The sequence below is a fragment of the Alteromonas marina genome, assembly GCF_000808575.1.
GTDB classification, from domain to species: Bacteria; Pseudomonadota; Gammaproteobacteria; order Enterobacterales; family Alteromonadaceae; genus Alteromonas; species Alteromonas marina_A.
Map to the genome: position 1 here is coordinate 34,856 of NZ_JWLW01000001.1, position 21,263 is coordinate 56,118.

Sequence of the window (21,263 nt, forward strand, 5' to 3'; positions counted from 1 at the left end):
CATGATTGAATTTACGTTAAATGGAAAAAAAGTGCAGACGGATGCTGCCTCAGATACCCCCCTTGTGTGGGTAATTCGCGATGAATTTGGGCTTAAAGGTACCAAGTTCGGCTGCGGTGTTGCTATGTGCGGTGTATGTACTGTTCATATTGACGGCAATGCTATCCGTTCTTGCTCTTATCCTGTTTCTCTCGTAAATGGTAAACAGGTTAATACAATAGAAAGTCTTAACAACGAGCACCCTTTGCAATCGGCATGGGTGGAGGAGCAGGTTCCCCAGTGCGGATACTGTCAGTCTGGTCAAATAATGCAGGCTGCCACACTTCTTGACAGTAACCCTAACCCAAGCGATCAAGATATTGTTAATCACATGAATGGTAATTATTGTCGCTGTATGGCTTACACTAGAATTAAAAAAGCGATAAAGCGCGCTGCGACTTCTACCGTACAGCATTACGATCCCAAGGCTTCATCAGAAGGTGAAAACGCATGAGCATAAAAGATCTATCCAAAGAGAAAAAAGACACCATTAATCTGTCTCGTCGCTCATTTATGGCTGGTTCTGTGAAAACGTCACTTTTCATGGCGTTTGGTGCTTCAGCAATTCCATCCATACTGTCTGCTAAAGAAGCCATTGAAAATAAGTCGTTTTCACCTAGCGTCTGGTTTGAAATGGATACACAAGGCCGTGTAACAGTGAATATTGCCAAGGCTGAAATGGGACAGCATGTAGGTACTGCTCTAGCGCGTATTTTGGCAGATGAACTGGAGTGCGAGTGGGACAAAGTGTCAATCGTACACGTAGATACCGACCCGAAATGGGGGTATATGGTAACAGGTGGCTCATGGTCTGTTTTCCAAACTTACAAACCTATGTCGCAAGCAGGTGCAGCTGGACGCCAAGTGCTTCTTAACGCTGGCGCTACACTGTTAGGCGAACCAGTATCTAACTGTAAGGCTAACGCGGGTTTTGTTGTATCAGGCACTAAGAAAGTGAGCTACGGCGACATTGTTGCTAAGGGCAATATTGATAAGGTTTATTCGGCCGACGAATTAGAAAGCCTACCGATTAAACCCGGGAACAAAAAACACCTCATTGGTTTGGGTAACGAGTATAAAGCTCTGGATATTCCACCTAAAACCAACGGCACCGCAATTTACGGTATTGATGTTGAAGTAGACAACATGCTGTATGCCCGCCCTATTCTTCCGCCCACGCGCTATGGCAGTAAAGTCACTAAGGTAGACGACAGTCAAGCGAAGTCGCTCCCTGGGTATAAAGGTTATAAGGTACTGAGTGATCCATCGGGTACGATAGAAGGCTGGGTTGCTGTACTGGCTTCTGATTACCCAACCGCAATTAAGGCCATCGATAAAGTAAAGGTTAGCTACAACGCTGGCAAATCGGTGAACGTTAATGAAGCTGACATTCAAGAAGAGGGCGAGCGAATTTGCCGCGACCGAAGTGAAGGCACATTATTTGTCGATGAAGGAAATATCCAAAACGCCGCAAAGCAGGCAGCTGAATCAATAGAAGCGCTATATACCACAGCGACCGCTAGCCACTTTCAACTAGAGCCGCTAAACGCGATCGCTGAATTTAAAGAAGGTAAATGGCATATACATACGGGTAACCAGTGGCAAGGTCTTACCCTACCTGCCGTTGCTAAAGCGGCAGAAGTTCCTGATTCCGACGTCGTTGTTCACCAATATTATCTTGGTGGAGGCTTTGGCCGCCGTTTGTTTGGTGACTGGATAATTCCAGCAGTGCTTACCGCGAAAGCGGCCGGGCAGCCGGTTAAAATGCTGTTCATGCGCCCTGACGATACAATGTTCGACCAACCTCGCTCTGCGTCAACTTCGTTGTTTAATGCCTATTTCGACGACTCGGGTAATTTCACTGGTATGGAACACGCTTTGGCGGCAGGCTGGCCCACGCTGGCAATGGCACCTAGCTTTATGCCTGACGGGGTAGATGGAAAAGGAAAAGTTGACCCGTTTTCAGCTTCAGGGGCAGACCATTGGTACACCATGCAGCACCATCAAGCCCGAGTGATCAACAACAAAGTTGCGCAGGATACCTTCACACCGGGGTGGCTTCGCTCAGTGGGTCAAGGTTGGATAGTTTGGGGATTAGAAAGCTTTATCGATGAAGTAGCATACAAAGCTAACCAAAATCCCGTGGACTTTAGGTTGTCCATGCTTGACGGCAAAGGTAAGCAAGCGGGCAAAGCGCCTGAAAGCGTTGGTGGTGCCACTCGTCTTGCCCACACCCTTAAAAAGCTTAAGGACAAAACTGCTAACGTTGAACTAGGTGAGAACGAAGGTATTGGGTTTAGCGTAACCGCAGGCCAAGAACGGACTATGCCAGCATGGCTTGCTACCGCAGCACATGTTCACGTAGATAAAAACAGCGGAAAAATCACGCTTAAAAAATTATGGGTGGTAGCAGACGCAGGAATTATCGTTCACCCCGATGGCGCAATGGCGCAAATGGAAGGCGCGTTGCTCTGGGGAACTAGCCTTGCGCTATTTGAACACAACGAGATTAAAAACGGTTATGTGGCAAAGAAAAATCTAACCACATACCAACCACTGAGAATGAATGACGTACCAGATATGGACATTGAGTTCATTGAAAGTAACGAGTTTCCAGTGGGATTGGGTGAGCCGGGGGTTATTGGCGTGGCACCAGCCGTAGGTAATGCTGTTTATAATGCTGTTGGCGTTAGATTGCGCAATTTACCGATGCTATCTAGCGACGTAAAAAAAGCACTTAACGCTTAAAACGTTAAACCGGAAAGCAGAAGCAAAAATAAAAACAACCCGCATTTTGACGGGTTGTTTTTTATTTGAAAGATGCGCGTTCTGAACACTTAGCAGATATAACAAATTACTAGAAAAGATAGTGAGCGCTTAAAACAAATGACTCTGACCCCGGGTTTGTATCCCCTAGCCCGCCGTTAGAGATATGGCCGATTTCAGCTTCTATCGAAAATGAATCTGTGAGCTTGTATAGGCCGGCGAGTGATGAATAAAACTCTATTGTATAACCTAAGTTTTCAGACTCATCAACGATGCCCGCATGAAAAGCAACACGTACGGAAAAGTCGTTGTACTCGTAGATGTCTTTTGCCACACCGGCTGCGAAATAATGTTGGCCCTGGTCTGCATTGACTAAAAGTACGGTAGGCCGTAATCCGAAAAATGACTCAAGCGGTTTGTGTATGTAGGCCACGTGCAATGCGTAACGATCTGCGTCATCAAACAGATTCCAAACGGCAGCCCCCGCTTTGAGCTCACTACCTTGAGGCAGAGCATAGGTAGAGAGCGACACAAAAGAAGAAAGTACCGATAATGCAAGTACGAGTGTTTTTAGTGATGTTTTCATGGTTATATAGTTCTAAGCAAAGTTAAAAAATAGTGTTCCGTCATAGCAATAATCCGTCTTCAAGTTCATAATGGTAATTAGGTTACTTTTTTCAACCTGTTATACATTGGTAACCATATAACTTTGAAGAAATATAAATTCTGATTTGCTCTAAGTGTTTATGTTGCTTTATACAGTAGAGTGGCAAGGATAATTTTTAGAGACACGGGCAGTAAAGATTAAAAGAGAAGTATGACCAACCTAGACGCCATAGAAGACACAAAACGAAGTAAGAAAGTACTGGTCCTTTTTGCTCACCCTGCGCAGACTCGATCAGAGGTGAACGTGCCGCTTTTTCATGAAGCTCAACTAAATAAACATGTGACTGCCGTTGATCTGTATGCAGAATATCCTGATTTTAATATTGATATTGAGCGAGAGCAGCAGCGTTTAATTGATCATGATGTCATTGTTTTTCTGTTTCCGCTGTATTGGTACTCCACACCTTCCATTTTGAAAGAATGGCAAGATTTAGTGTTGGAATATGGATTCGCCTACGGCCATGAAGGTACTGCACTTAAAGATAAATTGTTTCTTTGTGCATTAAGTGCGGGTGGCAAGGAGGAAGCCTATCAAACTAACGGCTTCAATCACTACACCATCAGGCAACTGCTTCAGCCTTTAGAACAAATGGCTCAAATTACCCATATGACCTACATTGCTCCGTTTGCAATATTTGGCTCGCGTACTGCCCAAGAAGAGCATCGAGTAATTCAACACAAAGAGAAGTGGGTAACTTTGCTGAACAAGCTAACCACCAACACTCTCAATTTAGAAAAAGCAAAAAACATCGAGAACCTCGCAGACCTTTGTACGGCGCAAGGGGATTAATGTGACTGGCTACTTCTTATATGCATTTATCTATCTGGTCGCAGCAGTAATTGCAGTGCCCATTGCGAAGCGCCTTGGCTTAGGATCTGTACTCGGCTATTTAATTGCTGGGCTTGTCATAGGCCCAATATTCGGCTTGGTTGGTGACGAAACTGTTGCCATACAGCATTTTGCCGAATTCGGTGTGGTCATGATGTTGTTTTTGGTTGGCTTAGAGCTAGAACCGCGCTCATTGTGGGCAATGAAGGCTAAACTTATGGGATTAGGCGGCCTGCAGTTAGCGTTAACCACCGCCCTTATCACCGGCGTAGCCCTATTGCTTGATCAGCCTTTTAGCATTGCCCTTACCATAGGCCTTATTTTCGCGCTTTCTTCAACCGCCATTGTTTTACAAACACTACAAGAAAAAGGGCTGCAAAAAACAGAGGGTGGCAAAAGCGCTTTTTCTGTTTTGCTATTTCAAGATATCGCTGTAATTCCTATGCTAGCGTTTATTCCCCTTTTTGCCATACCAGAACTGGTGCAAGCAGGTAACGCGCACGGCGGCGATACAGGGTCTCACGATAGCTTTAATTTAGTGGAAGGACTTGCACCCTGGGCTTCTGGCCTTGTGATCATTAGCTCAATTGCCTTTTTAACTATCGGAGGGCATTACTTAAGTCGCCCCTTATTTAAGTTTGTTGCCTCATCAGGATTACGAGAAATTTTTACCGCAACAGCGCTTATGCTAATTATCGGTATCGCAGCACTAATGGGACTTGTAGGTCTCTCTCCCGCCCTTGGTGCATTCTTGGCTGGTGTAGTTTTGGCAAACAGTGAATTCAGGCATGAACTTGAAGCTAATATCGAGCCGTTTAAAGGATTACTGTTAGGTTTGTTTTTTATTACTGTAGGCGCTGGCATTAACTTTTCAGTGCTTTCTGAAAGACCAATGTTAATCGCTGGCCTAACCGTGGCTGTTATGCTGGTTAAAGCAATAGTGTTGTTTGTTATTGCCCTTATTTTCAAGATAAAAGGCACTAACAAGTGGCTATTCACACTAAGCCTTGCACAGGCCGGTGAATTTGGTTTTGTGCTGTTAAGTTTTGCCTCGCAAAATTACGTGCTGCCCAGCGACATCATTTCTGTTCTATCCCTTGTGGTAGCCATTTCCATGTTCTTAACGCCTGGGCTATTCATTCTTTTCGACAAAGCCATTATCCCCCACTATAAAAACGTGAAATCACAGCGAGCAGAAGATGCCATTGACGAGAAAGGTACCGTGGTGATTGCTGGAATTGGGCGCTTTGGACAAATCATTAACCGTCTTTTAGTAGCCAACGATGTAAATACCGTGGTGCTTGATATACGCGCTGAGCAAATAGACCTTATCCGACGAATTGGCACCAAAGCCTATTTTGGCGATGCATCCAAACCAGACATTTTGCATACCGCTGGCGCCCATGATGCCGCTTTGCTGGTTATTGCCATCGACGATAGGGAAACTGCCGCAGAAATGGTGAAATACGCAAAGCACGCGCTTCCTAATACCAAAGTGCTTGCCCGTGCCTTTGACCGTGGTCATGGCTATCGCTTGCGCCAGTTGGGCGCGGACTTTGTCGTATCTGAGACCTACCACAGTGCCCTTGAAATGGGTGCAGAAGCATTGCGCTCGCTAAATATTCATCCCTTTCACGTTGAGCGACAAAAAATGGCCTATAAAAATATTGAGACGCAACAAAACGACGTGCTTTATCACGCGTGGGTGGATGACGCTAGCGGCGAACGCGTTGATAATAATTACCTCAAGCTCTTTATTGAATTAGAGTCGCTAATCGAAAATGCCCTAAAAGCAGATTTACACGACAAACATTCAAAGATGCGTGGTTGGACTCCGCCGCCTAAAGGCTATACTGAAAGCCTTGCGCCCGATGAAAACCCAAATAGAAACAATACTTGATCGTGCCGGACAGAGTGCTTTTTCTTTGCGAATTCATATTTTGTATTGAATAAATCGGTGGAAAACTAATGGTTAGCGCTTGTAAATAAGAATAAAAATCTGATCGAAAACGACAAATAACGCTATAACCTGTAAGAAGAACTAACTTGGCGTTAATTGATTTTTGACCACATTTTTGCCGATGTGGGCGCGCGCGTTACTAAATTAACCCATTGTGAAAGTACAAATGGGAAAAAGTGGTCTATTTAAATGGAGAGTTACCATGTTGTCTGAAAAAAACCTCTTTCACAGCTTAGCCCTGCGCACTGTGGTTGCTATTGCTTCACTCGCTGGATTAAGCGCCTGTGAAGACGCACCTACTCCACCTAAAGCTGCATCATCAACACCGGTAACGCTTTATGAAGTTCAGCATTCAGACGAGACCATTGCGAAATTCCCAGGACAAGTGGAAGCGGCTGAGTATTCAAATCTTTCGTTTCGCATTGGCGGAAAACTGCAAGAACTTAAAGTAAAAGCAGGCGAAGAAGTTAAAGAGAACCAGCTTATTGCACGACTTGACGACAGAGATGCAAAAGCACAACTCGCCACTGCTCAGTCTCAATTTGATGTGTCCTCTGCCATGTTTGAACGTATGGAAGCCTCGGTAGAAAAAGGCGCGGTTAGCCGCTCTACGTTTGATGAGGCGAAAGCAAATTATTTAGCTGCTAAAGCTAGCCTCACTAACGCACAGGACCAGCTAAGTTATACCGAGCTTCGCGCACCATTTGCAGGGCTTATTGCATCCGTTCCTGTTGAAAATTACCAAGTCATTGTACCGCAACAAACCATCGCGGAGCTTCATATGCCAGGCGCTATCGACGTAACGTTTCAGCTACCTGAGCAAAAAATGCGTATGATTGATCGTTCTCGGGCCCGCGAAAATCGTACATCGGAAATGGCGTGGGTCACTTTTTCTGGCATGCCAGAAAAACGCTACGCTGCCATGTACAAAGACCACGAAAGCACCACGCGACAAGGCGAGCTAAGCTATGAGGTAACAATTACTCTGCCAGAACCAGACGACATCAATGTTCTAGCGGGTATGAGCGCCACCGTATTACTTGATATGTCAAAGTTGATTGAGTCTGATGCAAAGCTTTGGCTAGTGCCCTTCGGTGCGGTTGTGACTGACAATGCTAAGCCAGAAAAAGCCATTGTGTGGCGCTTCAGACCTAACAGCGACAATGCTAAAAAAGGCACAGTTGAAGCAGTAGAAGTGATGATAACACGCGGTATTTCTAACGGCCTGCTGGTAGAAGGCCCGCTAAACGACGATGATAGAATTGTTGCTGCAGGTGCTCATCTAGTAAAAGAAGGCCAAGTGGTTACTGAGTGGACGAAAGAAGGAGGCCTTTAAATTATGGTCGAGTATTTCTTTCGTCAAAAAGTAATAAGCTGGATGGTTGCCATCATTTTAGGTGTTGGCGGCATTGTGACTTTTCTTGGCTTAGGTCAGCTAGAGTTTCCCGAATTCACCATTAGAAATGCTCTGGTTATTACTCAATACCCAGGGGCAACGCCTGAGCAAGTTGAAGAGGAAGTTACGCTGCAGCTTGAAAAAGCGATTCAGCGTATACCCAATGTAAAACGTGTAAGTTCCGTAAACATGCTGGGGTTATCGCAAATTACGGTGGAGCTTAAGAGCAGCGTTCAGGCTAAAGACCTAGAACAATACTGGGACAACCTACGACGTAAAGTGGGTGACGCACAAGCATCGCTGCCCCCTGGTACCAGCACCTCTATTGTGAATGATGACTTTGGTGACGTTTTTGGGCTGCTGCTTACTCTTAAAAGTGAAGACTATTCCCTTAAACAAATGGAAGATTTTGCTGATTTAATGCAGCGAGAAATTCAGCTTGTTGAGGGTGTTAAGAAAGTATCTATCGCCGGCACGGTAAGCGAACAAATTATTGTGTCTTTAGATCACGATAAAATGAAAGCCCTTAATGTGTCTGCAGAATCTATTGCTGGCTTGTTAACTGCGCAAAATGTTGTGGGTAACGCGGGTTCGATTAAGGTTCAGGGCAAGCGCCTGTCCATACAGCCCACTGGCGAATTTGATAACCTAGAGGCATTAGGTCAGGTCGTAATTGGCTCACCTGCAAGCGGCCTTATTCGTTTAACAGATATCGCGACGATTAAGCGCAAGCTTAACGATACCCCTTCCATTCTTTATCACAGTTCTGGCACTCCCGCTCTTTCTATTGGTGTGTCGTTCGCATCGGCAGTAAATGTAGTTGATGTAGGTAAACGGCTTGATAGCAAAATTGCCGAGCTAGAGCAGCGTATGCCCCTTGGCATGAGCCTCAACACCGTTTACAACCAGCCTACCGTGGTCGACGATTCTGTTACCGGATTCTTGATTAACCTTGCTGAAGCCGTGGCCATCGTTATTTTCGTGCTGCTGCTTTTCATGGGCTGGCGTAGTGGCGTGCTGATGGGGCTCATTCTTGTGCTTACCATTCTTGGCACCTTTATATTGATGTCGGTAAAAGGCATTGAGTTGCAAAAAATCTCCTTGGGTGCGCTTATTATTGCTCTTGGCATGTTGGTCGACAACGCCATCGTGGTAACCGAAGGCATGTTGATTGGTGTGAGAAAAGGGCAAACCAAGCTTCAGGCAGCAAAAGACGTGGTGTCGCAAAACGGTTTACCGCTGCTCGGCGCGACTGTGATTGCCATCACCGCTTTTGCGCCAATTGGTCTATCGCCAGATGCCACAGGTGAATTCGTCGGCTCGCTGTTTTGGGTACTGTGCTTTTCGCTTTTCTTAAGTTGGATCACCGCGCTTACCATAACGCCTTTCTTCTTCGACTTGTTATTTAAAACTGAAAAAGAACGCGGCAACAGTGATGAAGACGACGACCCATACAAAGGCATTATTTTCACCGTATACAAGCGTGTACTTACTGCTGCCATCAATCATCGCTACGTGACAATTGTACTAGTACTTGTTGCATTAGTAGGCAGTATGGCGTCAGGGAAATTCGTAAAAAATGCGTTTTTCCCAGATTCATCCACTCCACTGTTTTTCGTCGATTTGTGGCTGCCCGAAGGAAGCGACATCTTAACCACCGAGCGTTTTATTCGCCGCTTAGAAAGCAATGTGTTAAGCATGGAAGATATCGCCAACGTTACAAGCGTGATAGGCGGTGGTGCACAACGCCTTACCCTCACCTATGCGCCAGAAGACAGATACGCCAGTTATGGCCAGCTTATTGTTGAAACTAACACGGTTGAGTCTCGTGATGCTCGTATGCGCGAAATTATCGAGCTGGTGCGAGAAGACTTCCCTAATGTGCAATACAAGGTAAAAGCACTTCAAGTAGGCCCTTCTGCAAAAGCGGCAATTGAAGCAAGAATCTACGGGCCAGAGCCTGATGTTTTGCGTGAGATAAGCAGCGACATTGAAGCCATATTTCAAGCAGAGAAAACCATGGACAGCGTGCGACTGTCGTGGAGCAACAAAGTCCCATTTATTGAACCTGTGTTTCTGGAAGAACAAGCCAGACGTATCGGTGTAACGCGAGATGCTGTTCACACTGCGTTTTTACTTAACAATGAAGGTGAAACTGTTGGCCTTTATCGAGAAGGCAGCGATTTAATTCCTATCGTAATGCGCAACGATCCAAACCAGCGCTACGACATTGATAATCTTGCCTCACTCAACGTATGGAGCCAAGAGCAAGGTAAATACATAAGCATGGCTGACGTTGTTAGCAATGTGGATGTATCGCTGGATAACCCTATCATCAAACGCCGTAACCGGGTGCGCATGCTGGCGGTTTATGCTGAGCCCATGCCTTTGTCAGGCGAGACGGCAGCGAGCGTGCAAGCGAAAGTTCGTCCTCTTGTAGAAGAACTTAAACTGCCAGATGGCTATCGCATTGAATGGGGCGGCGAATACGAAACCTCAACCGACGCGCAAAGTGCCCTCTTCGCCAGCATGCCTATTGGTATATTGGGAATGTTTATTATCACCGTATTGTTGTTTGGCAAGCTTCGCCAAGCGTTAGCCATATGGGGCATAATACCGCTTACTACCATCGGCATTATTGGTGGCTTGGTATTAGTTGGTGCACCTTTTACTTTTATGGCGCTGCTGGGCAGCTTAAGTCTTATCGGTATGGTGCTTAAAAACGGTATTGTATTGATGGAAGAAATAAACGTACAGGCAAAGGGTAACAGCGGCGCGTTTGAAGCGGTTATTACCGCATCAGTATCTCGTGTACGACCGGTTTCAATGGCAGCCATCACTACCATATTGGGAATGATCCCGCTGTTCTCTGACGCGTTCTTCGCATCAATGGCAGTCGTCATTGTATTTGGCCTGACCGTCGCCACCGTACTTACCCTACTCATATTGCCTGTGCTGCACTGTACGTTCCACGGTATAAAGTCAGAATAAAAAGTACGCGCAACAATTTTGATTAGTTGTGCGCTAGTTCGTGTAGGTAGCGCAAAAACGGTGCGGACCTAATATTGTTAACAGCCAGCATGAGGAGAGTCTACTCATGCTGGCTACATAACATCGCTTAACTGCAATCTAACCTTCCCAACAAAAACTACACCCACCAGTTTACTTTTAACTTAATTAGTTTATTATGAGTAAACTACACTGTGCAGTATACTTTTTATTTAAGGTGAGAGCATGCCCGTTTTTAATCGCACACGCTTTCTTGTTGGAGTTTTATTTATGACATCTTTCTGTGGTTCTTCAAACACCCTTGCTGGAAGCGCGTCGAAACCTGAAAAATTCACTAATACTTCTATTGAATATAAAACGACATGGCGAGACATATGGAAAGTCACCAAAGCGTATTTTCGTGACAATAGAGATGCTGCAACGCCAACGTTTGACATACCCGTGTCGGCACTTACACCACAAATGCTTGACGCAGTTGCAGAAGACAGCGTGATAAAGCTGGGCCACTCTACTACCCTATTGAAACTGGCCGAGCGTTATATATTGATCGATCCGGTCTTTAGTGAGCGTGCTTCCCCCGTCCAATGGATGGGACCCAAGCGTTTCCACCAAGCGCCAATTTCACTGGAAGACTTGCCTAAATTAGATGCCGTTATCATAAGTCACGACCATTACGACCATTTAGATAAGGGCAGTATTGAAATACTAAAAAATAAGGTCGACGTGTTTATTACACCGCTAAAAGTAGGCAATCATTTACGTGACTGGGGTGTGGATGCAAATAAAGTTATTGAGCTAAATTGGTGGCAAAGTACAAAAGTGAGCGACATCGAAGTAGTAGCCACACCGTCTCAGCATTTCTCAGGGCGGGGTTTATTTGATAGAGACGAAACCCTTTGGGCAAGTTGGGTTATCAAATCTGCAAATACCAACATCTTTTACAGCGGTGACTCGGGCTATTTTGACGGATTTAAAGCCATTGGTGAAAAGTACGGTCCGTTTGATTTATCTATGATTGAAACCGGCGCGTACAACGAGCTATGGTCTGACATTCACATGCTGCCTGAAGAGAGCTTGCAAGCCCATATTGATATTCAAGCTAGTGTCATGATGCCCGTGCACAACAGTACCTTTGATTTAGCACTACATAATTGGAATGAGCCTTTAATAAAAATCACAGACCTTGCTGGTGCTAAGGGTGTTCCCACCAGCATTCCTATCTTTGGCGAAGTTGTTCCAGTTAAGGGTGCAGGCGAAGCCCCAAATAAAACCTGGTGGTTAGATAACAGATAAAGCGTAAAGGTAATATAAAGACTTCATTACCACTCGCTTAACTTTATGTTTTGCTATACATTTGTGATTATATTGTGTAAGTGGCACTCACATATTCTGTAGGCTACATTTATAATACGTTGCGCTTCCGTCGAATAGCGGTGAGAAGAGGAACGCTACGAAGCTTAAATATCACTTAATTATTCAAACGGTTACATGTTATTGCTAATAACCGTTTGAGCAAACCTAAATTTCTCAGTTAAAGGAGATAACTGCTAGTAATGAAGCTATCGAGTCGAACGAATCTGGGCCTTGTCACCCTATTGTTTTTAGCATTTACTGCATTATCTGTCGCCGAATTACGTGAACTACAAGCGCATACCTCTAGGGCGGTAACGCTACAGGCAGAAAAGAGCGCTGAAATTCTTAACGACAGTTTTAATCAGGTAAGTTCCCCTCCCCTTCAAACAGAGCAATTAATACTTAATGCATTGCTAGAAAGTGCCGTTGCACAGCCTTACATATCAGCCGCTGCTTTAATCGACGCAGATGGCAACGAAATAGCACAACAGGAAAGGCCCTTTAAGAGTACCGTACCTTCATGGTTTTCTCTTATTGACCCGAGTGCTAACTATAGCAGGCGTGTGTCTTTAGGCCCTAGCGGAAGCAACCTTGTTTTAACGTCGAGTAAGCAAGAAACCGCCGCTAGATTTGAGTCTGCGCTAGTCAAAAATATCGCTGCTTTTGTCGTGCTAGCAGTACTTCTTTCTTTTTTCGTGACGATAATGAATCGAAAGGCTAAACGACCTATTTACGATACGGTAAAGAAACTCAATGAAATTGGTAGCCATAATTTCACGTCTCCTGAGATAACTGTATCCAGTAACGACCTTAGGCCGCTAACCGAAGCCGCTAACTCCCTAGCAAGCACGCTTTCGTCTAAATTTGATGAGCTTAAGCGACAGTCAGAACTCTTTAAAAAAGAAGCCAGTAAAGATCCTCTCACAACGCTGGCGAATAGAGGCGCTTTCGAGCGCCACATGCGTGCTTTACTAAATGAAAACGCGCCTTCCCAAGAAAAAGAACTCATTATTGTGCGGCTGGCCCAATTAGGCAGTATCAACACAAAATTAGGTATGGTGCCTGGTGATAATTACATAAAAGCGGTAGCAAACGTGCTGCTTGAGGAAGCCAAAAATAACAACAACATTCGTTTTGTGTTTCGATTATCGGGTGGAGATTTTGCGCTAATTTGCGAAGCCATGGAGCACGCTACCAGAGAAATGATGCTCGGTAACATTACTCAGCAGTGTGCGACTGTTTCGCCATTGCGAGATGGTACAAGAGCTATTTTTATAGGTATTACGCGGTTTGTTGGAACGATGTCCATGCAGCAAATTATGGAAAGTGTGGATAGCGCTCTCATCGCGGCAATGAAAACCCAGAACGGCTGGCAGTTGGCGTCTGACATATCAAAAGTGCACAGCAATTCTCAATGGCGTGAACGATTGAACTATATTGTCTCTCAGCAGTACGCTGACATTATGATTCAGCCCGTGATGGACACAGAACAAAACGTTCCCGCTTATTACGAAACATCAGGTCGATTTAAAGACAAAGACACGAATGATGTTATTCCAATGGCACAACTTATCCCGGCTTCTGAACGGCTTGACCTCATCCCGCAAGTAGACAAGTTGGTTACTCACATCGTTCTAAAGAAGCTAGAAGTTACCTCACAACAAGTTGCGGTCAACCTTAGCATAGCGTCAATTGCCAATGCTGAATTTAGAGACTGGTTAGTTAAAGAAATCGCGAAACGTAGACAGTTAAGTAACAGAATACTTTTTGAGATAGAAGACGCAGCATTAATTCAACATAGAGAGGCAGCCGAATCGCTTTGTCGTCAATTAATTCACCTTGGTAGTCGCGTTACCATTGAACGTTTTGGTGATAATTTCGCGTCACTTTCCGGCCTTCGCGCAATACAACCACAGTTTGTAAAACTTTCTGGCCGGTTGACTCAGGGCATTCACACGAATGAAGACAACAAGCTGTTTGTTTCGAGCCTTGTCAGTATAGCGAAAGGTTTGAACATAAAAGTCATTGCGGAAATGGTAGAAAATGAAGCGGAATCTGTAGCGTTAATCAAGTTAGGCGTCGCTCATCAGCAAGGCTATTATTTCGCAAAGCCTGCGTTGTGGAACGTTTATTAATAGGTCATGTGTTGGGTAATTGGCAAACGTTTATCACGCATTAATATTGTCAACCTAAGCTAAATGTCAGAGTACATAGTAAGTGACGTGACTTTCATACTTATTTGCTTTGTTCTACGTACAGGGTCTCTATAGCGTCTGCGCTTATTGGCCGCGAGAATAGATAGCCCTGTACAAACTCTACGTTTAGTGATTTGCAATAGTCAGACTGACTCTCGGTTTCCACCCCTTCCACAACAATCTTCAAATTTAATTTATGGCCTACGTTAACAATGGCCTCCATTAATGCACTATCAAAATCATTTTCTGGTGCGCCATCAAGAAAAGAACGGTCAATTTTTAAATGCGTAACCGGAAAATGTTTTAAATAGCTAAGCGAAGAGTAGCCTGTACCGAAATCGTCAATGGAGATTTCTACTCCGAGATCTCGTTGTGCCTTCAGGCCGTCTAGAATAGTGCTGTCTGATTTAATGAGCACGTTTTCGGTAAGCTCTAATCCTATATCTTCCGGTGACAAGGCATATTCCGCTCGATACGCAGTCAGACTATCAAAATATGAGCTTTTCTCTAATTCTTTACCCGACACATTTATATCGATTCGAATTGCAATCCCCTTTTCCTTCCATGCCTGCGCCTGCTGACATGCTTTTTTTAATACCCAATCCCCTAAATCGCCGATAAGCTCACCGCGTTCAGCGATAGGTATAAAAACATCGGGCGTCACTGCTTTTGTTTTATCTTTAGGGCACCATCTTAGCAATGCTTCACAGGAAGCAAATTTGCCAGTTTTTACATCGATCTGGGGTTGGAATAAAAGTTCGAATTCATCATTTCTCAGCGATTCACGCAAATTAGCTGCAATACGTCTTTGTTCGCGAAGTCGATGACTTAACGTACTAGTGAAAAAGTGGTATCTATTGCGGCCTTCGGCTTTCGCCTGGTACATTGCAGCGTCAGCATGCTTTAAAAGGTCGTCAATAACATCACCGTCACGAGGATACAGACTAATGCCAATGCTAGAGGTAATATGGACATTCTCAGTGCTAAGCGCGAAGCTCTCTTTAAAACAATTGGACAGGGTTTTCGCGATTTCCTCACACTTAATTTCGCAGGTTACATCGTTAGCCAAGTAAACAAACTCATCGCCGCCAAATCGCGCAAGTACTCCGTTAATGTTATCAATGCAGCCTGACAAGCGCTTAGCAACCGATTTAAGTAGCTCATCTCCCCAAGTATGCCCCAAGGTATCATTAACCTCTTTAAACATGTCTAGGTCAATGAAGAACAGCCCAAAACCACTGTTGGATGACCTTGCGTCCTCAATAACAGAGGTTAAACACTGTTCTAACGCGCGTCTATTGGGTAAATTGGTAAGTAAATCAGTACTCGCCATTCGCTCCAGTTCTTGGCGTATCTCGTGCTGTTCAGTTAAGTCAATATCAACACAATACATCTCTGGCGAATTAGTACCTTGCTTTAACATGACGTGAGAAGAAAAAACGTGAATGGGCTGACCACCCTTCTTCTTTAACACCAATTCATCTGAAGGGATAGGCTCGCCAAACTCAACCCAGCGCGTGTGAAGCATGATAACCTCATCTCGCATGTAGTTTGGAATGATCAAGTCTTCAAGCTTTCGCCCCATTGCTTCAGATTCACTATAACCATAAATACTTTCGCTTGATTTATTCCAGTAAATGACATTTCTGTGCTTGTCGTACCCTTGCACAGATACTTTTGGTAAGGCACTAATAAGCGCTAGGAACCGCCTTTCGGCAGCACCATGTTGTGCAAACAACAGGGGCTCTTGATGTCTCTGTAGGCTCATGGTACTCCCGCAAATGCTGTTTTATTGACTAGCTATATTTAAAAACCACTAAGCACTTTTTTCAGTTTAGTTCAAAACTAGTAATTTAATGGTCTTATGAGACTTAATACTCGGTGCTGGTAGAAGATTTAGACAGACTACGCTCACCATACCGCGTAAATAACGAAAATAGGATTCTACAAAAGGTGAAATTTGAATGAGTATAGATGGTGCGTCTACCCTGATTCGAACAGGGGACCTCTACCATGTCAAGGTAGCGCTCTAACCAACTGAGCTATAGACGCATATAGAATTTTGTTGCACCTGATAGGTGGGCGAATGCCAAGCAACGGCGCGTATAATACTTAGCACAGGCACTAGCTGCAAGTAAAACTTATCAAATGATGATTCAAGTGACTAATTTGACAGCAATTAGCCACTTTCTTCAACAATCTCGGTAAGCTTAAATCATTTTAAATGGAAGCGGCTTGATAGCGTCGACTAAAGATCCGTCGTTAACAGCACGCATAAAATACTCCCCCAACCTGTCGGTTTCTTTTAAAACCGTTTGCCAATATTTGATGCGTGTATCTGCATCGAGCACCTCGAAGTCTTTTCTGTCGGGGATTTTGCTATAAGGCAAGTTCGCCACAAACGATGCGGAAGGCACTAGCATTACAACGTTATCGTAGCTTGACCGATGAGGCACCCTGCCCTTCAAGCCCTTATCGAACCAGCCTGGAATGGGCTTGTCGTAAAAATGCGGATATAACACTAAGCCATCGTCTGGCCCAAAAGACAAATCGAAGTGGTAGTCAATAATGCCGCCATCTCGATACATTCCGGCTGGCGCGCCTTCAATTTGCTGTACGCCCTCAATAACCACAGGAATAGAACCCGACGCTAGCAGCGCGCTATGAATATTTCCGTGGGTTAACGTGTGGTACTGAGTAGGCAGTTGATACGGGTCTTTTATCTCAAATTCAGTATTCGGGGTAGAGAACACATAGCGTGTATATAAACGTGAAAGGTGTCGTCGGTTCACTGTATTAGCCGCTGCACTCATCGCCAAGCCCGAAAGTTGCCTAAACTTACTTTCAAAACGAGTAGCACCTAAACATTTAGCAACGATAAGGTGCGCTTTAAAGCGTGAATTAGATAGCACTTCTTGTTTACCTGCTTCATTCACCATTTCTTTGAGCAAGTCTTCGGCTTTGGCCGTAATTTCTCTAGGCGTAGGCTTATCACTGCTATAGGTTGTTGTTGAATAAGAAGCGGCCAAACGATTTATGGCAGCTAGGGGATCGTTTTGTACAGCGCAAATGGTACGAAATGCACCTGCTGAAGAGCCAATCACGTGAATTTGATGCTTAACATCGGCAAACCATTCGGGAAACAGTACGCGGTCTAGGCCAGCTAAAGAAAACCATTTCGGGCCGCCAGATGCCCCCAGAAAATAGCTAAATAACTCAGGCGTAAACCCGTTTTTCATTATGGATTCACGTGCTTTTTTACCTGCGTATATTTCTAAGGGTGCCACTCAATGTCCTCGCTGTGCGCCAAATAGAAGCGCTGTATAAAGCGCTTGATAAATATTTAAAGGGAAGCAACATGACTAATAAATCCAATAACTTCCCCATTTGATTAGTTCGAGGGAATTTAACAGTTAACCGCGCGAAAGTAACCTTTATGGCAATGCCCTTACATCTGCTCAGACCAGACTTTTCAACGACTTCACCCGATTTTTAAGGCCTAAGTGCATCTATCACTTTTAAAAATATTCGATACTCATCTTCAGTGATATTTTTCAAACGCTTATTTTGCCAAGCCACAATTTTTGGCAACAGAGCCCTATAGATTCGTTCTCCTTCCACTGACAATGAAATTAATGTGGCCCGTTTATCTCGCTTGCTCACACGCTTAACGACAGCATCTCGCTTAACCAATCGCTCCAGCGCTCGCGAAACCTGCACTTTATCTAGTCGTGTTGCAATAGCAATTTCTTTTGCCGTTAGCAGTGATTTTGGCGTGCTTTCATTTCGGCCGCCTAATGTGGCTAAAATTCGCCACTCTGGTTTAGTAAGTTTATATTCTGCATATTCTTTTGAGAGCGATTCACTTAAATCGCTCGCAAGCATGGCTACCTTGTAAGCAAGCATATCTTCTAACTGCATGTTTTAAGCCCTTATCACCGTATTACTCTTGCTATTTTTAATTCTGTGACCGCCCTAAAAGCAATTGTTGTTTTTTATTTATCTTAGGCGTTACTTATACCCACAGTGTCGCTACCATCGGTCGAGCGTTCAGACGCATTCAACATTAACCCACGTAACTTTCACAGCTAATATCGTGCATTAAAAACACGCAATACGTGTAACCTTGTAATGGCCCTCACATAAAAAGTGTAAAGCTAGCGTACCAAATGAGTTTGAATTCGCTTATCCCTAACCCACGCCTGTGATTGATTTACATTTCATTTACCTCTAGCCTAATCCACATAGTTTCATTTGTAACTACTTTATTTAGCATTCATCTGTACAGCCACATCGATGGCCGCCTTTGGGAGGGTTTATGGATAATTTGTCGTATTTAACGGGTTTTAATAACGAGCACGAGACAGAGGCGTTGCCTGGTGCCCTTCCTAAAGGCCAGTTCAGCCCACAAAAAGTGAATTATAAGCTTTACGCTGAACAGTTTAGCAGTACCGCATTTACTGCCCCACGAGCAGAAAACCGCCGCAGCTGGACCTATCGTTTACGTCCTTCTATTGCTATGGGCGACTTCGAAAAAATTGATAATGGCCTGGTAAGAACAGCACCTGAGTCTGATGTCCATTGCCCCCCGAATGTACTTAGGTGGGATCCTGTACCCTTACCAGAAAAAGACGTTGATTTTGTAGACTCGCTTGTAACCATTGCCACTAATGGTGACGCTAAAGCCCAAGTAGGTATGGGCATTCACTGCTACAGTGCCAGTGCTAATATGCAAAATCGTGTTTTCTATTCATCAGACGGAGAAATGCTTATTGTCCCCCAGCTAGGCGACATGCTGATCACCACCGAGTTTGGTAGGCTCAACCTGTCTGTAGGTGAAATAGCCGTTATCCCTCGTGGCGTTCGTTTTGCTGTTAACCCTATTAATGGGCCAATTCGCGGATATATATGCGAAAACTACGGTCATCCTTTTGTGCTGCCAGAGCGCGGCCCGGTCGGCGCGAATGGCTATGCGAACCAGCGTGATTTTTGCTATCCCACAGCCTGGTTTGAAGATGATGAGACGCCTCACACTTTGGTAAACAAGTTCTGTGGAAATTTGTTCGAAGCAAAACTCGCTCACTCTCCGTTTGATGTGGTGGCTTGGGTAGGTAATTCTGCCCCTTATAAATATGATTTGTCCCGTTTCAACGTTATGAACACCGTAAGTTTTGACCACCCGGATCCGTCGATATTTACCGTGCTTACCTCACCATCTGAGCTGGAAGGTACGGCGAACGTTGACTTCGTTATTTTCCCTCCAAGGTGGATGGTTGCTGAAAATACTTTTCGCCCTCCGTATTACCACAGAAATATTATGAGCGAGTTTATGGGGCTAATTGAGGGGATGTACGACGCCAAAGAACACGGTTTTGTGCCCGGCGGCATGAGCCTTCACAACTGTATGACTCCCCATGGCCCAGAAGCTGAAGTATTTGAAAAAGCCTCGAACGCCGAGCTTTCACCGCAGCGTTATGAAAACACGCTGGCGTTTATGTTTGAATCTCGCTATGCCATTGCGCCAACAGAGTTCGCTTTAAACAGTAATATTCGTCAACGAGATTATTTGGCGTGCTGGAAAGGCCTTAAAAAGTACTACGATGGTGAAAAATAGGCGCCCTGGGATTAGTAACGTTACACGTACTGATACCTAAACGAGCAATTGTACTGATTTTTGAACACTACCGACAAGCATCACCTTTGCTTAATAGCATTTATTTTCAAACAGTTAGGGAAAGTTAGCTTTCCCTAACACAGCATCTCATTCACTGGTGAAAACAAAACGTTACAGCTTTGCTTTCCATGCCCAAAATCCTTGAACTCGACACCTATTGCTTGCTTTTTCACTGCGCCCTTACAATCAAGTAACAATTATAAAATGTGATTTACGTTGAGGATGTATCCCTATGGCTGATTTGTTTGAAAACCCTATTGGTTTAGACGGGTTTGAATTTTTAGAGTTCACTGCGCCGAAAAAGGGCATGTTGGAACCCATTTTTGAAGCTATGGGCTTTACCCTTGTTGCTCGTCACAAATCAAAAGACGTGGAATTATGGCGTCAAGGCGACATCAATTTATTAAGTAACTACGAAAAGAAATGCCACGCAGCCTATTATGCCGAAGAACACGGTCCATCAGCGTGCGGGATGGCATTCCGCGTTAAAGATTCACAGCATGCCTATAAAGAAGTGCTTGCCCGCGGTGCTCAGCCTATGGATACCCATACCGGACCAATGGAACTGAAACTTCCTGCCATTAAAGGTATTGGCGGCGCGATGCTTTATCTTATAGACCGTTATGAAGGCGAAAATACCATTTACGACATCGACTTCAATTGGATTGAAGGCGTTGATCGCCATCCTGAAGGCTGTGGTTTCCATACCCTCGATCACCTTACCCATAACGTATATCGAGGCCGCATGAATTTCTGGGCAGGATTCTACGAAAAGCTATTCAACTTCAGAGAAATCCGCTACTTCGATATTAAAGGCGAATACACGGGTCTATTATCGAAAGCCATGACTGCACCAGACGGTAAAATTCGCATACCGCTAAATGAAGAGGCGGTTGGCGGAGGTGGCCAAATTGAAGAGTTCTTAATGAAGTACAATGGTGAAGGTATTCAGCATATCGCTTTCGCTTGTGACGACCTAGTGGCGTGTTTAGATAAGCTTAAAGCGAAAGGTATGAAGTTTATGACGCCTCCACCAAACACTTACTACGATATGCTTGAAGAACGTCTTCCTGGGCACGGCGAAAACGTAGATGAGCTACAAAAACGCGGTATTCTATTGGACGGCACAACAGAAAATGGTGAGCCTCGCCTATTGCTTCAAATTTTCTCTGAAACCGTATTCGGTCCGGTGTTCTTTGAATTTATTCAACGCAAACAAGACGAAGGTTTCGGCGAGGGTAACTTCAAGGCACTGTTTGAGTCGATTGAACGCGATCAAGTGAATCGCGGCGTGCTAAACAAGTAGTTAGATAACTAATAAATATGAAGGCAGCAAGTATCATCACTTGCTGCCTTTTTGTGACTAATAGATTTCG

At 44.6% G+C, this 21,263-nt stretch carries 14 protein-coding genes and 1 tRNA gene; 10 read left to right on the plus strand and 5 right to left on the minus strand.

Translation table 11 applies throughout. The features are described 5' to 3' along the window. Position 1: 1 nt before the first annotated feature. Together RJ41_RS00145 and RJ41_RS00150 are read left to right on the plus strand one after the other, a co-directional pair. Positions 2 to 493, plus strand: a complete 492-nt coding sequence (locus RJ41_RS00145) for a (2Fe-2S)-binding protein (protein ID WP_039216198.1) — start codon at positions 2 to 4, stop codon at positions 491 to 493. After that, positions 490 to 2,787, plus strand: a complete 2,298-nt coding sequence (locus RJ41_RS00150; RefSeq protein WP_039216199.1) for a xanthine dehydrogenase family protein molybdopterin-binding subunit — start codon at positions 490 to 492, stop codon at positions 2,785 to 2,787. Before RJ41_RS00145 ends, RJ41_RS00150 begins: the two co-directional genes overlap by 4 nt. Positions 2,788 to 2,896: 109 nt before the next feature. On the opposite strand, the gene RJ41_RS00155 is transcribed toward RJ41_RS00150, so the two are convergent. Continuing rightward, positions 2,897 to 3,391: an acyloxyacyl hydrolase gene (locus RJ41_RS00155; protein WP_039216200.1), complete on the minus strand. Its 495-nt coding sequence runs from the start codon at positions 3,389 to 3,391 to the stop codon at positions 2,897 to 2,899. A 231-nt stretch (positions 3,392 to 3,622) separates the two neighbouring features. On the opposite strand from RJ41_RS00155, the gene RJ41_RS00160 reads away from it, so the two are divergent. The 6 genes from RJ41_RS00160 (at position 3,623) to RJ41_RS00185 (ending at position 14,153) form a co-directional block, all read left to right on the plus strand. Then, positions 3,623 to 4,261 (plus strand): NAD(P)H-dependent oxidoreductase, encoded by a 639-nt coding sequence (locus tag RJ41_RS00160; RefSeq protein ID WP_052235368.1) that lies wholly within the window; start codon positions 3,623 to 3,625, stop codon positions 4,259 to 4,261. Position 4,262: 1 nt separating this feature from the next. After that, positions 4,263 to 6,200 carry a monovalent cation:proton antiporter-2 (CPA2) family protein gene (locus RJ41_RS00165; protein ID WP_039216201.1) on the plus strand — a complete coding sequence of 646 codons (1,938 nt, stop codon included), beginning with the start codon at positions 4,263 to 4,265 and terminating at the stop codon, positions 6,198 to 6,200. Positions 6,201 to 6,462: 262 nt separating this feature from the next. Continuing rightward, the gene (locus RJ41_RS00170) at positions 6,463 to 7,596 is read left to right on the plus strand and encodes an efflux RND transporter periplasmic adaptor subunit (protein WP_039216202.1); all 1,134 of its coding nucleotides are present in this window, start codon (positions 6,463 to 6,465) and stop codon (positions 7,594 to 7,596) included. A 3-nt stretch (positions 7,597 to 7,599) separates the two neighbouring features. Continuing rightward, a complete protein-coding gene (locus RJ41_RS00175; RefSeq protein WP_039216203.1) occupies positions 7,600 to 10,647 on the plus strand; it encodes an efflux RND transporter permease subunit in 3,048 nt (1,015 codons plus the stop codon). Positions 10,648 to 10,890: 243 nt separating this feature from the next. Further along, positions 10,891 to 11,958, plus strand: coding sequence for an MBL fold metallo-hydrolase (locus tag RJ41_RS00180; protein WP_084081741.1), 1,068 nt, complete (start codon positions 10,891 to 10,893; stop codon positions 11,956 to 11,958). Between the two features lie 260 nt (positions 11,959 to 12,218). Next, positions 12,219 to 14,153, plus strand: coding sequence for an EAL domain-containing protein (locus RJ41_RS00185; protein ID WP_039216204.1), 1,935 nt, complete (start codon positions 12,219 to 12,221; stop codon positions 14,151 to 14,153). A gap of 100 nt (positions 14,154 to 14,253) precedes the next feature. Here the strand turns inward: RJ41_RS00185 and RJ41_RS00190 are convergent, their stop codons facing one another. The 4 genes from RJ41_RS00190 to RJ41_RS00205 form a co-directional block, all read right to left on the minus strand. Beyond that, the gene (locus RJ41_RS00190; protein ID WP_039216205.1) at positions 14,254 to 15,981 is read right to left on the minus strand and encodes a sensor domain-containing protein; all 1,728 of its coding nucleotides are present in this window, start codon (positions 15,979 to 15,981) and stop codon (positions 14,254 to 14,256) included. A gap of 207 nt (positions 15,982 to 16,188) precedes the next feature. Then, a tRNA-Val gene (locus RJ41_RS00195) sits at positions 16,189 to 16,265 on the minus strand. 158 nt (positions 16,266 to 16,423) lie between these two features. Further along, positions 16,424 to 17,500 carry a patatin-like phospholipase family protein gene (locus tag RJ41_RS00200; protein ID WP_039216206.1) on the minus strand — a complete coding sequence of 359 codons (1,077 nt, stop codon included), beginning with the start codon at positions 17,498 to 17,500 and terminating at the stop codon, positions 16,424 to 16,426. A 205-nt stretch (positions 17,501 to 17,705) separates the two neighbouring features. Beyond that, positions 17,706 to 18,134, minus strand: a complete 429-nt coding sequence (locus RJ41_RS00205) for a MarR family winged helix-turn-helix transcriptional regulator (protein ID WP_039216207.1) — start codon at positions 18,132 to 18,134, stop codon at positions 17,706 to 17,708. A 397-nt stretch (positions 18,135 to 18,531) separates the two neighbouring features. On the opposite strand from RJ41_RS00205, the gene hmgA reads away from it, so the two are divergent. Together hmgA and hppD are read left to right on the plus strand one after the other, a co-directional pair. Then, positions 18,532 to 19,827, plus strand: a complete 1,296-nt coding sequence (hmgA, locus tag RJ41_RS00210; RefSeq protein WP_039216208.1) for a homogentisate 1,2-dioxygenase — start codon at positions 18,532 to 18,534, stop codon at positions 19,825 to 19,827. A gap of 292 nt (positions 19,828 to 20,119) precedes the next feature. Then, positions 20,120 to 21,193 carry a 4-hydroxyphenylpyruvate dioxygenase gene (hppD, locus tag RJ41_RS00215; RefSeq protein ID WP_014978916.1) on the plus strand — a complete coding sequence of 358 codons (1,074 nt, stop codon included), beginning with the start codon at positions 20,120 to 20,122 and terminating at the stop codon, positions 21,191 to 21,193. The last annotated feature ends 70 nt before the right edge of the window (positions 21,194 to 21,263 follow it).

What these genes read in the sequence shown, in the direction of transcription:
- RJ41_RS00145 (WP_039216198.1), top strand. Translation starts at nt 2, where the DNA reads ATGATTGAATTTACGTTAAATGGAAAAAAAGTGCAGACGGATGCTGCC.
- RJ41_RS00150 (WP_039216199.1), top strand. Translation starts at nt 490, where the DNA reads ATGAGCATAAAAGATCTATCCAAAGAGAAAAAAGACACCATTAATCTG.
- RJ41_RS00155 (WP_039216200.1), bottom strand. Translation starts at nt 3,391, where the DNA reads ATGAAAACATCACTAAAAACACTCGTACTTGCATTATCGGTACTTTCT.
- RJ41_RS00160 (WP_052235368.1), top strand. Translation starts at nt 3,623, where the DNA reads ATGACCAACCTAGACGCCATAGAAGACACAAAACGAAGTAAGAAAGTA.
- RJ41_RS00170 (WP_039216202.1), top strand. Translation starts at nt 6,463, where the DNA reads ATGTTGTCTGAAAAAAACCTCTTTCACAGCTTAGCCCTGCGCACTGTG.
- RJ41_RS00175 (WP_039216203.1), top strand. Translation starts at nt 7,600, where the DNA reads ATGGTCGAGTATTTCTTTCGTCAAAAAGTAATAAGCTGGATGGTTGCC.
- RJ41_RS00180 (WP_084081741.1), top strand. Translation starts at nt 10,891, where the DNA reads ATGCCCGTTTTTAATCGCACACGCTTTCTTGTTGGAGTTTTATTTATG.
- RJ41_RS00185 (WP_039216204.1), top strand. Translation starts at nt 12,219, where the DNA reads ATGAAGCTATCGAGTCGAACGAATCTGGGCCTTGTCACCCTATTGTTT.
- RJ41_RS00190 (WP_039216205.1), bottom strand. Translation starts at nt 15,981, where the DNA reads ATGAGCCTACAGAGACATCAAGAGCCCCTGTTGTTTGCACAACATGGT.
- RJ41_RS00205 (WP_039216207.1), bottom strand. Translation starts at nt 18,134, where the DNA reads ATGCAGTTAGAAGATATGCTTGCTTACAAGGTAGCCATGCTTGCGAGC.
- hmgA (WP_039216208.1), top strand. Translation starts at nt 18,532, where the DNA reads ATGGATAATTTGTCGTATTTAACGGGTTTTAATAACGAGCACGAGACA.
- hppD (WP_014978916.1), top strand. Translation starts at nt 20,120, where the DNA reads ATGGCTGATTTGTTTGAAAACCCTATTGGTTTAGACGGGTTTGAATTT.